Origin of the sequence: Paenibacillus lautus NBRC 15380, assembly GCF_004000945.1 — a bacterium.
Lineage (GTDB): Bacteria > Bacillota > Bacilli > Paenibacillales > Paenibacillaceae > Paenibacillus_AQ > Paenibacillus_AQ lautus.
The window spans coordinates 404,433-418,282 of sequence record NZ_BIMF01000002.1 but is presented as its reverse complement, the minus strand read 5'-3'; the positions used below and the strand labels follow the sequence as shown (position 1 = coordinate 418,282).

10 protein-coding genes are annotated in these 13,850 nt (G+C 48.6%); 9 read left to right on the top strand and 1 reads right to left on the bottom strand.

Features of this window, described 5'->3' with window-relative positions; genetic code table 11:
- Positions 1 to 256: 256 nt before the first annotated feature.
- Together PLA01S_RS05205 and PLA01S_RS05200 are read left to right on the top strand one after the other, a co-directional pair.
- Positions 257 to 1,429, top strand: coding sequence for a GNAT family N-acetyltransferase (locus PLA01S_RS05205; RefSeq protein WP_127590464.1), 1,173 nt, complete (start codon positions 257 to 259; stop codon positions 1,427 to 1,429).
- Between the two features lie 17 nt (positions 1,430 to 1,446).
- Positions 1,447 to 2,226 carry a GNAT family N-acetyltransferase gene (locus tag PLA01S_RS05200; protein WP_127590462.1) on the top strand — a complete coding sequence of 260 codons (780 nt, stop codon included), beginning with the start codon at positions 1,447 to 1,449 and terminating at the stop codon, positions 2,224 to 2,226.
- Positions 2,227 to 2,293: 67 nt separating this feature from the next.
- Here the strand turns inward: PLA01S_RS05200 and PLA01S_RS05195 are convergent, their stop codons facing one another.
- A complete protein-coding gene (locus tag PLA01S_RS05195) occupies positions 2,294 to 2,986 on the bottom strand; it encodes a DUF421 domain-containing protein (protein WP_127590460.1) in 693 nt (230 codons plus the stop codon).
- A gap of 253 nt (positions 2,987 to 3,239) precedes the next feature.
- Between PLA01S_RS05195 and PLA01S_RS31865 the strand changes: the two genes are divergently transcribed.
- The 7 genes from PLA01S_RS31865 to PLA01S_RS05165 all read left to right on the top strand — a co-directional run bounded on the left by PLA01S_RS31865 (position 3,240) and on the right by PLA01S_RS05165 (position 13,690).
- Positions 3,240 to 3,386 carry a hypothetical protein gene (locus tag PLA01S_RS31865; protein WP_164817314.1) on the top strand — a complete coding sequence of 49 codons (147 nt, stop codon included), beginning with the start codon at positions 3,240 to 3,242 and terminating at the stop codon, positions 3,384 to 3,386.
- A 456-nt stretch (positions 3,387 to 3,842) separates the two neighbouring features.
- Positions 3,843 to 5,750: a threonine--tRNA ligase gene (gene thrS, locus PLA01S_RS05190; protein WP_127590458.1), complete on the top strand. Its 1,908-nt coding sequence runs from the start codon at positions 3,843 to 3,845 to the stop codon at positions 5,748 to 5,750.
- Between the two features lie 267 nt (positions 5,751 to 6,017).
- Positions 6,018 to 6,527 (top strand): ClbS/DfsB family four-helix bundle protein, encoded by a 510-nt coding sequence (locus tag PLA01S_RS05185; RefSeq protein WP_127590456.1) that lies wholly within the window; start codon positions 6,018 to 6,020, stop codon positions 6,525 to 6,527.
- A 517-nt stretch (positions 6,528 to 7,044) separates the two neighbouring features.
- Positions 7,045 to 8,166, top strand: coding sequence for a glycoside hydrolase family 88 protein (locus PLA01S_RS05180; protein WP_127590454.1), 1,122 nt, complete (start codon positions 7,045 to 7,047; stop codon positions 8,164 to 8,166).
- A gap of 56 nt (positions 8,167 to 8,222) precedes the next feature.
- On the top strand, positions 8,223 to 10,313 hold the full coding sequence (locus tag PLA01S_RS05175) for an alginate lyase family protein (RefSeq protein ID WP_246059339.1): 2,091 nt from the start codon (positions 8,223 to 8,225) through the stop codon (positions 10,311 to 10,313).
- Positions 10,314 to 10,379: 66 nt separating this feature from the next.
- Positions 10,380 to 12,104, top strand: coding sequence for a sensor histidine kinase (locus tag PLA01S_RS05170; protein WP_127590452.1), 1,725 nt, complete (start codon positions 10,380 to 10,382; stop codon positions 12,102 to 12,104).
- Positions 12,101 to 13,690: a response regulator gene (locus PLA01S_RS05165; RefSeq protein WP_127590450.1), complete on the top strand. Its 1,590-nt coding sequence runs from the start codon at positions 12,101 to 12,103 to the stop codon at positions 13,688 to 13,690. Before PLA01S_RS05170 ends, PLA01S_RS05165 begins: the two co-directional genes overlap by 4 nt.
- Positions 13,691 to 13,850: the final 160 nt, after the last annotated feature.

Sequence of the window (13,850 nt, the reverse complement as noted above, 5' to 3'; positions counted from 1 at the left end):
GTTATTTTGCATGAGCTAATCATAATCTCAGGGGGTTAACTTTGTCAAGTAGCTTACAAAAAGTTCGTGAAAAATATTCTGATTTTTTGTGTATCTAAATACGGTTGGATATATGCCTGAAATCGGACGGTGTTTTGTACCGTATAGGCAGCAGCAATGTTATACTGATCATATATCCTGGAACAACATTCTGAACCGGGATAAACGGTAATTCAGCAACAAAAGTACATATAAAGATTGGAGAGGTGAAGCAAGTATGGAACTCAGACAATTAAGATCCGACGAGTTTGAGATCAGCACAAAATTATCCGAATATGCCTTTCAATATACACTGACACCGGAGCAGCGAGAATCCAGTCAAAAGCATTTTAAACCTGAACGCTTCTGGGGGATTTTTGATGGAGAAGAGCTGCAAGCGAAGCTGACCATCATCCCGCTGCAAGTTTATATGCATGGAAACCTTTTCGATATGGGCGGTATTGCCGGTGTGGCAACCTGGCCCGAGAACCGCAGACAGGGGCATGTATCCACCTTGCTCAAGCATGCATTGCAAGAGATGAAGGGCAAAGGCCAGACCCTTTCCTTCCTGCATCCATTCTCGATCCCGTTCTATCGTAAATTTGGCTGGGAGCTGTACGCGGAATATAAAAAGTACATCATCCCGGTATCTAAATTCCCGCGTAAAGTGGAAGTGCCTGGCCGCATTGTAAGAGGCGTTACCGATATTCCAACACTGGACGGCATGTATCAAGCCTATGCCAGCCGCTATAACGGTACGCTTGTGCGGGATGACACTTGGTGGACAAGATTCGTGCTGCAGGGGGACAGTCACAGCGTTGTTTATTATTCAGCGGAGGGCAAACCGACGGGCTACGCGTTATATGAGCTCAAAGACAAAGATCTCGTGTGCGACGAATTTGTGTACCTGAATGAAGAAGCCCGAAACGCACTCTGGACCTTTTTTGGAAACCATGATTCCAGGATTGAGCAGGTTACGATGACGATGGTACCTGGGGATGATCAGCTGCCGTTCATGCTGCCGGATCCACGCGTTACCCAGGAAATCGTCCCATACTTCATGGCCCGTATCGTAGATTTGAAATCCTTTGTGGAGCAGTACGCTTTTGAAGCGCATCAGGAAGCCGTAATGACCATAGAGGTGGAAGATTCCGTTGCGCCTTGGAATGCGGGCAGATGGAGGTTATCAGTTAATCAAGAGGGGAAAGCGGAGTTGTCGGAGCTTCCGACCGATCAAGGGGAGCAGGCTGATCTGACCACCAATATTCAGACGTTATCGGCGCTGTTTACGGGATACAAAAGGCCGCAGGCGCTGCATGCCGTTCACCGGCTATCAGGAAATCCAAAGGCCATGACACAGTTGGAGACGATGATCCCCGCGGGTCAAACCTACCTCATGGATTTCTTTTGAGAAAGGGAGAAGACTTGGTGATTCGCAGACTGTTGCCTGAAGAACTGGGGCGTCTCTTAGAAACGATAAACCGAGAGCAGCATTTCTTATATTATTCCTATCTGACGTTCCGGAAAAATCATACCGTTCACTATGGGCAGTTCTCAGAATGTGGAGAGCTTCTGGGTGTTACAGCCTTCCTGAAAGGTCTGCCTTTCTACGCCTTTTCGTTTTATCCACTTCAGACATCATTTCGATTTCGGTCCGTGCTGACCCGAATGAAACGAGATTTGGAATTACCCGATGGGGCAATAGGGAGCTTTATCGTGAATGAGGATGAATGGGAGGGTCTGAACCCTGAGATTGATGTGATGAAACCTCCCGCAGGTATCCTTCTCATGAAGCATCGGCAACTTGAAGATTTGCCGTTAGGGGATGACGAGGTGTTTCGTTTAGACCCCTCATACTTTGACCTGATCGAGTCAAAGATGGCGGAGTTTCATTCGATGGCTTTTGCAAGGGAAGAGCTTCAAAATCCGTTTTATGGGGTTGTTCAGGATCGGAAGCTCATCGCTGTCGGCGGATATCATATTTATAGCGATGATTATGTGGAGCTTGGCAATATCGGCACGGATGCGGCGTGGAGAAGACAAGGGTACGGCAAGAAAGTGTGCGCGGAATTGACCCGTAAGGGGCGTGCAATCACTCCCGATGTGTATCTGAATGTGCTGGAAGAGAATCTAAGCGCGGTACGTTTATATCAGTCCCTAGGATATGGTACGGTGTGCAAACAATATATCGTTGAATTCGCACTGTAGTTAGTAGAGACGAACCAAAAAAGCCTGACAAATCAGGCTTTTTTGGTTTTTCATTAGACGTACAGGTTCAATCCTGAACCTCCCGTTTGGAATAAACATAAAGCTTCCCGTCATCTCCATATTCCGCATAAGCGATATCTTCCAGGGAGTCAAAACCTTGTTCCCGCGCTTTCGATTGGATCACGCTCTGTTTAATGTGCTTGCCGAGCATCGATTCCTCGAGCAGCTTTCCCTTGTCGATGACCGTTACCGTAAAGGTGTCCGGCTTGGCTTCCATGCCCATGTCCTGGGCCGTAGGCGGCTCGTACTCGGGTTTGCGCATGACAGACAGCGATCCGTCCGTTTCCAGAATGGCGTATTTAACTTCAGTTAACGAGAAAATGCTTTGCCGTCTCAGCATGGATAACAGCTGTTTATATTCCATATCGTATTTATTTAGCAATTTTTGGTTGAGTTTACCGTTATCGATCAGAAGCACCGCCCGGCCTTCCGTTAAATATCCGAACTTAACAAAGTAGGTGGTTGCCTTCTCGAAGAGGTAAGACATCGTCGTCCAAAGCGCAAGCGCGAATAACAAATGATATAGGTTTACCTTATCATCATAGAGGCTTGCCCCGACGATTTCACTCAGAATTAAGGAAGACAAGAAGTCAAGCGGTGTAAGCTGGCTGATGGTTTTTCTCCCCGTAACAAAAGTGATGATCCATAACCCGAAAAAGCTGATGATCAGTTTGACTCCTAAATCGATAACCATATCCATGGACAACCCTCCTTCAGCGTTAATGTCATATGGTAAGATATTAAACGCTTTGGCTTCAAGCAGAAACAAGGGAGATTTAACCGATCATTTCGAATGTCGTCGATTTACTGGAGCAAATTCCTCCATGATCCCCTTAAACCTTACTATTTTACGTTAACCACTTGAAAGCGACGCGACGTCATCTTGTAAGATGTATTTTGTCATAGAAAATTACGGCCTACGTCATAAATGCATACAGAGGGAGATGGACGGAATGAATAAGGGAGATGTCATTATTTACGCTTGCGTCATCATTGGAGCGGGTATCGGTTTAGCGCTGGGCAGTGCCTTTCCAGGAGTTCTTGTCGGTTTAGGTGTTGGGTATTTGATTAAAATATCTTTGAACAATGAAGAAAAGTGAACATGATAGAGATGTTGACATAGTTTGTATTAGAGGAGACAGTAAGTTATCCATATTGACATGGATCTATCAGTCAGATTAATGTTTGACAATTAGAAAAAACTGACTTATAGTACTTTACTATCAGCAACGATCAAAGACATGATTCTTGAAACAACCTGCCCAGAGAGGGAAGTGATTGGTGAAAGCTTCCTCCGTGATTGCTTCTTGAATTACCCCTTTGTAGCTGTGTTTTTGAACCCTGATCGGTCGTTCGACTATCGAGATATGGTACTAGAAAACACCGAATCATCCCCGTTACCGGATGTCTGAATGAGGATCCAAAAGAGCACGCTGGCAGTATGAGCGCTTGCCATTTTCGGATCAAATTAGGGTGGAACCACGAGCTGAACGCACTCGTCCCTTAGGGATCGAGTGCTTTTTTGCGTTCAATCAAAATTTGATGGAGGGATAACAATGTCAATTATAGTAACGCTGCCGGACGGAAGCCAAAGGGAGTATCCCGCACAAACGACGATGAGCCAGATCGCGGAATCCATTCATTCAGGTCTTAGGAAACAGGCTGTTGCAGCCAAAGTGAATGGGAAACTCGTGGATTTGAATCATGAGCTGCGTCAGGATGCGGAAGTAAGTATCATCACGCTGGATTCTGAGGATGGATTGTTCGTGTATCGGCACAGCGCGGCTCATCTGATGGCCCAGGCCGTTAAACGGATCTATGGCAGCCAGTCTGTCCATTTTGGGGTAGGACCTGTCATTGAGGATGGTTTTTATTACGATATGGATCTGGGGCATTCGATTACAACCGATGACTTGATTGCCATTGAGCGAGAAATGCAGAGGATCGTTCAGGAAGACCTGCCGATTATTCGCAGGGAGGTTGGTCGTCAGGAGGCCGAACGTATTTTCAAAGATGACCCATACAAGATGGAGCTGATCCGTGAATTGCCGGAGGACGAGGTCATTTCGGTGTATGAGCAGGGGGAATTCGTTGATTTGTGCAGGGGGCCGCATCTTCCATCAACGGGTAGAATCAAGGCATTCAAATTAATGAGTGTGGCGGGAGCTTATTGGCGGGGGAACTCGGATAATAAAATGCTGCAACGGATATACGGAACAGCGTTTCCCAAGAAGTCGCAGCTCGAGGAGCATCTGTTGCTGCTTGAAGAGGCCAAGAAACGGGATCATCGGAAGCTGGGAAAAGAGCTGGGGCTCTTTATGTTCTCGGAGGAAGCACCGGGCATGCCTTTCTTTTTGCCGAACGGGATGATTATCCGCAATGAGCTGGAGCAATTCGCAAGAGGACTTCAATTCCATCGCGATTATGATGAGGTGCGCACTCCGCTGATGATGAACAAGCGGCTCTGGGAAATGTCCGGTCACTGGGATCATTACAAAGACAATATGTATTTCACACAAGTAGACGAGACGGAGTACGCGCTGAAGCCGATGAACTGTCCAGGGCATATGTTAGTCTACAAAAATTCGCTGCATTCCTACAGAGAGCTGCCCATTCGTATATCCGAATTTGGTCAAGTGCACCGACATGAATTCTCAGGCGCTCTTAACGGCATGATGCGGGTGCGTACGTTTTGTCAGGATGATGCACATATTTTTGTAAGACCCGATCAGATCCAGGAAGAAATTAAGCAGGTTATCGATTTTATCAGCCAGGTTTATCAAGTCTTTGGCTTTGAATATACAATAGAGTTATCGACAAGGCCGGAAGATTCCATGGGGTCTGAACAATTGTGGGAGCAGGCGGAGTCCTCCCTGCAGCAGGTCCTGGATCAACTAGGGCTGCCGTACCGGATTAATGAAGGGGATGGGGCGTTTTACGGACCGAAAATCGATTTTCATATCCTTGATTCCTTAAAGCGAAGCTGGCAATGCGGCACCATCCAACTGGATTTCCAATTCCCTGAAAAATTCGATCTTTCGTATATCGGAGAAGATAACCAGAAGCATAGGCCGGTCGTTATTCACCGGGCGGTATTTGGATCCATCGAGCGATTTATCGGGATTCTTACAGAGCATTACGGCGGGGCTTTCCCGATGTGGCTGGCTCCCGTACAGGTTATGATTATACCGGTATCGGACCATTATATCGATTACTCGTTAAAGGTAAAGAAGCGTCTGGAGAATGCCCGCATCCGGGTGAACGTCGATGTAAGAAATGAAAAGCTGGGTTATAAAATCCGTGAAGCGGGTTTGCTGAAGACACCATACACGCTGGTCCTTGGGGAGAAGGAAATGAACTCCGATCACGTATCGGTCCGTAAACGGGGCGAGGGCGAACTTGGTGAAAGCTCCATAGATCAAGTGATTGAACGGCTTCGGAAAGAGATAGAGTCTAGGAAATAAGAAGAGGTCTGTCAGCTGTTTGAATTAAGCTATTGTTTGAGCGGTGAAATCTTTTGTAAGTGCAATAGAAGATTGTAAAAGATCCTTCTCAATCTCTGCTGGAGTAAGTGGTTTAGTAGCTGTCGTCGCTTATATATGCTTAGGTATACAGTGTTACCGGAGGAAAAGCGCATAGATGATATTCATCACCGTACATGGTTCCTGAGCATGGTATAATTTGGATGTGCCTGTTAAGTGGAACATGTAAATGATGGAGGAGAGGGTACATTGCAAACGTATCAGAGCAAAGAGGTTTTCATCGCAGAAATTCAAAAAACGTATAAGCTGTTTGACCAAGAATTTGATGATGTCCCGGAGGATAAAAGGAATCATCGCATTGGCGAAGTCGATAGAACGCCGCAAGAGATGATCGCCTATCAGCTTGGATGGCTAACGCTGGTGATGAGCTGGGAGAAGGATGAATTAGCGGGCAAAGAAGTCACGACGCCAACCCCTGACTATAAATGGAATCAATTGGGAGCATTGTATCAGCAATTCTACCTTGCGTATGACGCCTATTCTTTGGAAGAATTGCGTTTCATGCTGAAGCAGAGGACGGATGAATGGTGCGAATGGATCAACCGGTTGACCGAGGAAGAGTTGTTTCGTCCGGGCGTTCGAAAATGGACGGTAACCAGTGCCAACTGGCCGATGTGGAAATGGCTGCATATCAATTCAGTCGCCCCTTTCAAAAGCTTCAGAACCAAAATCAGAAAGTGGAAGAAGTACGACGGCTAGACCATATCGCTTGGCGACATATGGGACCGTCCTATATAGATTTAGTTGCCTGATGAACGGCTCTCATAAACAGAAAGTGTGTCAAATAAAGCCATGGCGGTGCTCAGGATATTATTCCCACACCGCTATGGCTTCAGTTTATTCAGATAGAGTTGGTCCATGGTATATCGAATCGATTCCGGACAAGCGTCAGCGCTCGCCTTTGTCCCCACATTTCGTCCTTGCTCAGAACCATTCCAAGAAATGTGGGGGCAACAGCGATGGGCGGAACGATTCGTACATGGAGCGTCTTCTAACAGCAAGAAGGGGGCCTTCCGCAAGATCTAAGATCTTTTGGGATAGTCCCTTTTTTTAGTTGGTTTCCAGCGAAAAGGGACAGATCTGATCCTTTTTTACCGCCCTTGGGACACAGAAGTCAAAATATTGCACATCAAGGCAAAAATCGGCTCTACAAGAACCGGGTGACTCTCCTTATCATGAATCGTAATCAGGATCGATTTGAAGGGAGTAAGAGGTTATGTGGAGCAGTGCGATTCAAGATGCCGTAGAGAAAATCCGAAAAAACATGGATACCTTCGGGACCAGATTTCCCCACGTCAGCAGGGACGGATCTTATTTGCTGAATGACAATGACGACTGGACGAACGGCTTCTGGAGCGGCCTTCTCTGGCTATGTTATGAATACACAGGTGACGAGGCTTTCAGATTGGGGGCAGTGCGAACGGTAGAAGATTTCCGCCAACGCTTTGCGGATAAGAAGGTGCTTGATCATCACGATATCGGATTCCTGTATTCCTTGTCCTCCAAAGCGGAGTGGATCGTTGAGAAGAACGAGAGTGCCCGCCAGTTGACGCTTCAAGCTGCGGACTTGCTGCTGAAACGCTGGCGTCCGGGCGGAGGTTATATTCAAGCCTGGGGTCCTGAAGGAGATGAACAGGAGGGTGGCCGCATCATCATCGATTGTTTGATGAATCTGCCGCTGCTGTTCTGGGCGGGACAGCAAACCGGCATTCCCGTATATCGGGATGTTGCAATTATGCAGGCGGAGAAGACAAGACGTTATCTGGTGCGGGGAGATGACAGTTCATACCACACCTTTTTCTTTGATCCGCGTACCGGGGAGCCGATCGGAGGTGCCACACATCAGGGCTATACGAACGGTTCGACTTGGACGAGGGGACAAGCCTGGGGGGTGTACGGCTTCGCGCTGGCATACCAATATACAGGAGATCCTGCGTACCTCGATACATCTAAAAGAATGGCGAGGTATTTCTTGAAGCACTTACCGGAGGATCACGTCGCCCTTTGGGACTTTAATGCTCCCGTAACCGCCGAGACTTATCGCGACAGCTCGGCCTCCGCCATTGTGGCAGCAGGCTTGCTGGAACTGATTGGACACCTGGAAGAGGAGGATCCCGAAAGAGAGGACTTCGAACAAGGACTGAAGGCTTCCATGACCTCGCTGGTACGAGATTATTCCACGATCGGCAAAGAGGCGGAGGGCCTGCTGCAGCATGGTTCTTATCATGTGCGCGGCGGATTGTCCCCGGATGATTTCATGATCTGGGGGGATTATTTTTACCTGGAAGCTTTGATTCGGATGGAGACCGGGCGCAAGGGGTACTGGTATGAACGCTGATGCTACGGAGGCTTCGGTGGATGCCGTTTTGACGATTATGAATCTGGAGGAGTCCGATGCAAGAGGGAGACGATCAAGGTCATCGGCACGATGTACTGAGTGAGCTGCATCAATACTTCACTTGCCGGAGGACACCCGGATGGTGGATGAGCAGTGAGAATAAGCAGAAAATCACGGATTATGTGAAGCAATACTGTGCAGAGGAACTGGAAACCGTGATGAAGACGGCGGATGAGGTGGTGCGGCAGACGTTCCTGTTCCGCTTCCCATGGGATATGGAACGGAGCGTTATTCCCGTTACATTTGACGGTGATATAGACTGGTGTCATATTCCCGATCAAGACGTGGAGTGGGCTTATATGATGAATCGCCACCGCTATTGGGTAGCGCTGGGACAAGCGTATGCGATGACAGGCGATGAGGAGTATGCGGCGGCATTTTGCCGCCAGCTTGAAGATTGGATCAATCGGAATCCTGTTCCTGGAGAACCTACGACGGATACGTTGACATGGCGCCCGATCGAAGCGGGTCTGCGCAGCGTGAACTGGATCAAGGCACTTCGGTACATGATCGGTAGCCCTTCCCTGACTCCGTCATTGCTCGGTAAAACGCTGATTTCGCTTCACGAGCACGGGGAGTATCTGGCTGCTTCCTTCACCAGCTGGAAGCATATCAGCAACTGGGGAGTACTGGAAACTTGCGGTTTATACCATATAGCACTATTCTTCCCCGAATTCAGCAAGTCGGCAAGTTGGCTGGAAATGGGAGAAGAGAGACTGAAGGAGACGGCGAGGCTTCAGATTATGGCGGATGGCATCCACTGGGAGCAATCGCCTACATACCATCATGAGGTTCTGGCTTGTTATCTTGACTGCATTCACCTCGCCAATCTAAACGGGTTGGAGCTTGACGGTCCATTTCGGCGTACGGTCCGCGAGATGGCCGAAGCTTCTCTGTACTGGGCGAAGCCGAATCACAGGCAGCCGATGCTGGGAGACAGCGACGATAGTGATATTCGTGGAATTCTGACCTATGCCGCGTGGTTATTTGGGGATTCCGTTCTAAGATATGGCGGAAATGCTCGACCGGATTATGATAATGCCTGGCTGTTCGGCATAACCGGAATCAGGGAGTACAAAGCTATGGTTCCAGCGGAGCCGCCATCCCAGAGCCGAGCTTTCACCCATTCCGGTCATTATACGATGCGAACGGGTTGGGACGAAGAAGCATTGTACCTTTATTTTCACTGCGGCCCGCTTGGCGGAGGCCACGGGCACGCCGATATGCTGCACGTGGATCTTCATGCCTATGGTTATGATCTGCTCACGGATCTTGGAAGGTACAATTATAGCGATCATACGCCGCTCAGAAAAGCATTGAAGGAGAGCGCAGCCCATAACACAACGGTTGTCGATGGAATCGGGTTTACCGGGGTCAGGGACACCTGGTCTTTCGACCGGATTGCCGCGCCGCTAGGCAGCAAATGGGTCAGCAGGCCGGAGTTTGACTATGTAGAGGGGGCGCATGACGGCTACCTCTATGGGAATGAACCGTTGTATCCGCGGAGAAGGATCATTTTTGTTAAGCCGTATTTTTGGCTGCTGATTGACAGTTTGGTGTGCCTTGAGCAACATACCTTTACCCAGCATTTTCATTTTCCGCACCCGCCAGGAGAAGTCAGGATAGAAGCGGAGTCATTGATATGCCGTACAAACACCCTCGGGGAGGCGAATCTATCGATTATCCCCGTACGCATAGACGGTCTGCGCGGAGAAGTGGGCGAGGGTGTGATATCCCGCGAATATAACCTGCTGGAATCGAATGCGAATGTGACTTACTCCCGGACGGGAAAAGGATTGATCAGCATCATGCAGGTGCTGTATCCTCATCGTCCAGGCGAAACGGCTTCTCCGCGAGTCCGTATGGTCCCGGTATACCGTCATACGGGTGAGCGGGTTCATGACGGGCAAGCGGAGGCATGCGGGATTCAGCTTCCGGGAATGGAAGAGGAGTTTATTCTCGTTGTTAGTCACCGTGCGCCGTCGGGCCATTATGATTCTTATGTGGTGGAGGGTATGCAGATCTTCGGAGAAGTTGTTCTGACGACCCTTCAAGGCGGAAAAAAGCAAGCAACCGTGATCATTTAATGAATGCTTCCAGCACAGAGGACTGATAGAATAAAAGGACAAGAGCAAAAGAGAGGCGCAGAGAAAATGTTCAAATTCACCTACTACAAACGCATCCAGCTGTCGTTTCTTTTGCTGATCTTTATTCCGCTGATAGCGGTTTCTATCATTTCGTTTGTTCTGATTCGGGATACGATGGTAGAGAAGCTGCAGCTCAGCAACGAGAATGTCCTGAACGTCATGACGGATGAGCTGAGCAAGACGATTGACGATGTAACGTTTGCTTCCCATTTTATCGTGAACGATACGAATGTTCGCAATATCCTGAAGTCATTTGCAGACACAACACGGCTGGCTACTTATCAGGATTATGTGCATTTTAGACAAATTCAGGATGTATTTTCCCTGATTAACTCCAAGCCGCTGAATAATAACGTCCGCATGTACTTGGTCAACCGTCAGCATTTCGTCATCTCTTCCGGCACGGAGGATTTGACCGCCATAAACGGAAATGTCGACAAGCTGATGGAGCGCGTCGATCTCAATAAACCGGAAAGCCTGCAATGGCTTGGGATGGACGGCGGCGACTCGGCAGGGAAGGGAAAAAGCTACTATATCGCCAGGGTCATCTATGACAGCCGCGAGAAGAGGCAAGTGTCCGTACTGCTCAGCGCCATTTCCGATACTTACTTCAACAGGCTGCTCGGTACGGTCGACTTCGGCAAGGTGGCGCTCTTTGATACAACCGGGGAGTTCATCGCAGGCGATTCGGGGCTGATCCCGCATCATACGGAGACTAAGGGCAGTGTCCGAACGGACAGGACCATTTTGAAATCGAACTGGAAGCTGGCCTATGAGGCTTCGGAGAAAGAGTGGTCGGGGCAGATATCCCGGACATTTTATACCGGTCTTGCCGGGGTTCTTCTGCTTTTTCTCGTTTTCTCCGGGATGTCCATCCTGATCGCCAAAAGGCTGCACAGTCCGATTCTCAAGCTGCAGCGGGTTGTTCGCCAGTTCGGAATGGGAAACCTGGATGTCAGGCTGGAGGTCAAGGGCAAGGATGATATCGCCGAATTGGGGCAGACGCTGAATACGATGCTCGATCAATTACAGCGGCTGATTCACGATATCGAACAGGAGCAGGAACAGAAGCGGGTGATGGAGCTCGAAGCCTTGTTTATGCAAATTCGTCCTCATTTTTTGATTAACACGCTGAATTCGATCAAATGCAGCCTGATCTTGACAAAGGATACGCTTCACAGCGGAATTATAGATTCACTGATGAGTTTGCTCCGAGCCTATCTCAAGGTCAATGAACCGGCCACTTTACGCGAGGAATGCAAGCTGCTCGGCCATTATGTCGACATTATGAAAATCCGCAATGAAATCCCGCTTCACTTAGAGGTTGATCTGGATCCGGAAACCGAGGGGCTCATTTTGCCGAAGCTTATTTTGCAGCCTGTCGTTGAGAATGCCATCGTCCACGGGCTTGTCGATCATCAGACTCCACGCATCGAGATCCGTTCCCGAAGCCACCCGGACGGAATCATAATTGAGATTGCAAACAACGGCTCCGGGGCCGAAGAAGAAATGCTCCAATGTCTGAACCGTAGGCTGGGAACAGCAAGCGGCGAGCAGGATGGGGCTTATGAGAGAGTCGGACTTATGAATGTGGTCCAAAGACTCCGATTGACCTTTGGACAGGAAGCGAGTTTGACACTCGCCAACCTTCCGCAGGGAGGAATGTCAGTTTCACTGTACTTGCCCCTAAGTCATCATCATGGTTTTTTACCGGAGGGAGAGGAAGAATGATGTATAGAGTAATGCTCATTGACGATGATGTTCCTATGCTCAAGGTACTGCAACAGATGATTGACTGGGAGGCAAACAATCTGCAGATTGCCGGCAGTACGTATTCCAGCGCGAAAGCGCTGCATATGTTTGAGGAAGTCCGGCCGGACATTGTCATTACGGATATCGGACTGCCGCAGAAAAACGGCATGGAGTTGGCGGACCATTTTATTCGCATGAAGCCGGAGGTTCGGATTATCTTCCTGACCTGTCATGAGGATTTTCATTATGCCCAGCAAGCCGTAAAACTGCAAGCGGATGATTATTTGATCAAAGATCAGCTTACAGCTGAGCAGTTGGAACAGAGCCTTGGCAAATCCATGAACTTGTTAAAGACGCGGGCCGGTCTGATTCATCGCGAGGCGGCGAGTTACAACAGCCAGCTCTTTCGGCAGGATTTGCTGCAAAGGGTAATCAAGGGCTCGCCGTCCGAGGCCACGTTGGCTTACGCGTCGCAGATCGGCATCTCATGGACTTATCCGTGGTTTATGCTGGGGCTGGTCAGCATTCAGCTTTCCAGCTTTGACAAGCGTTTCAGGCAAACGGAATTTCCGCTGATTTTATACGCTGTCTACAATATCGCGATGGAATTGTCCGAATCGTATGAAGGAATTACGCCGTTCATGGAGCAGGGGAACATTGTGATTCTGCATAACTTTAGGGTGAATCTCGCACAGAATGCCAGCTTGCATCTGCATAATTATTTGCAGCGGCTGCGTTATCAGTGCGTCCACTTTCTTAAAATTCAACCGAGCGTTACCACGGTAACGGACAAAATGGAATTAAGCTCGATTGGCTCCATCTATCAGGAAATTCTTCATGACAAATGCGAGTTTTACGAAAATTCCGACTATACGATATCCGAAATTTCTCAAATAAGGTCGCGGTGGTTTCAAGCCGCGCCTCAGGGATTTCTTGATAGCTACGTTTCGGAGCTGGAACGGAAAATCATCAAGCAGGATCTCGAGGGTATCCGCACGACCCTGCACATAATCGCCGGCACCGCGAAAGAGCTGTCGATTGATCCGGCCGACTTTGCCAGGGATCTTTCCTCGATGCTGCGAGGTATCGAGCTGATGTTCTCCAGTCTGAAATTCGATGAGGATCTGTTTGCCTATCTTGCTTTAGCTCGCACCTTGGTGGATATGATGGAACTGGTGGAGAGAAAGCTGACCCAGATGATCGGAACCCGGCATACGGGAATGGGAAGCTCCCCGAATGAGCCGAAGCTGCAGGTGATCCAGCAATATATCGATCAGCATCTTGACGATAACATCACGTCGATCGACATGGCACGCTATTTGTTTCTGAATCCGAGCTATTTTTCGCGATATTTCAAACGGATGACGGGGTTGACCTTCACGGACTACGTGCATCAATACAAAATGAAGATGGCCACCAAAATGCTCAGAATGTCCGGACAAAATCTGGAGTCACTGGCCATGGGATTAGGTTATTCGGATCGGACGTATTTTTCAAAGGTGTTTAAAAAATATGTGGGGACCACGCCCAGCGAATATAAAGCGAAGTACACCGCGCGAAAATAAGAGGACCGATACGATTTAATTCACAGCTGCAGCAGCAAGCCGCCCGAACAAGGGCGGCTTTTTAAGATTTTAGAATGTATACGTTTTAAGCGAAGCGCAAGCAATAATGTATTCGCATTTATATGTTTTGGGGTCCCCGCAAAGTATTTAGAATCAGCAT

Coding starts and splice junctions, on each gene's coding strand:
- PLA01S_RS05180 (WP_127590454.1), top strand. CDS start 7,045: ATGTGGAGCAGTGCGATTCAAGATGCCGTAGAGAAAATCCGAAAAAAC.
- PLA01S_RS05175 (WP_246059339.1), top strand. CDS start 8,223: ATGCAAGAGGGAGACGATCAAGGTCATCGGCACGATGTACTGAGTGAG.
- PLA01S_RS05205 (WP_127590464.1), top strand. CDS start 257: ATGGAACTCAGACAATTAAGATCCGACGAGTTTGAGATCAGCACAAAA.
- PLA01S_RS05195 (WP_127590460.1), bottom strand. CDS start 2,986: ATGGATATGGTTATCGATTTAGGAGTCAAACTGATCATCAGCTTTTTC.
- PLA01S_RS05170 (WP_127590452.1), top strand. CDS start 10,380: ATGTTCAAATTCACCTACTACAAACGCATCCAGCTGTCGTTTCTTTTG.
- thrS (WP_127590458.1), top strand. CDS start 3,843: ATGTCAATTATAGTAACGCTGCCGGACGGAAGCCAAAGGGAGTATCCC.
- PLA01S_RS31865 (WP_164817314.1), top strand. CDS start 3,240: ATGAATAAGGGAGATGTCATTATTTACGCTTGCGTCATCATTGGAGCG.
- PLA01S_RS05165 (WP_127590450.1), top strand. CDS start 12,101: ATGATGTATAGAGTAATGCTCATTGACGATGATGTTCCTATGCTCAAG.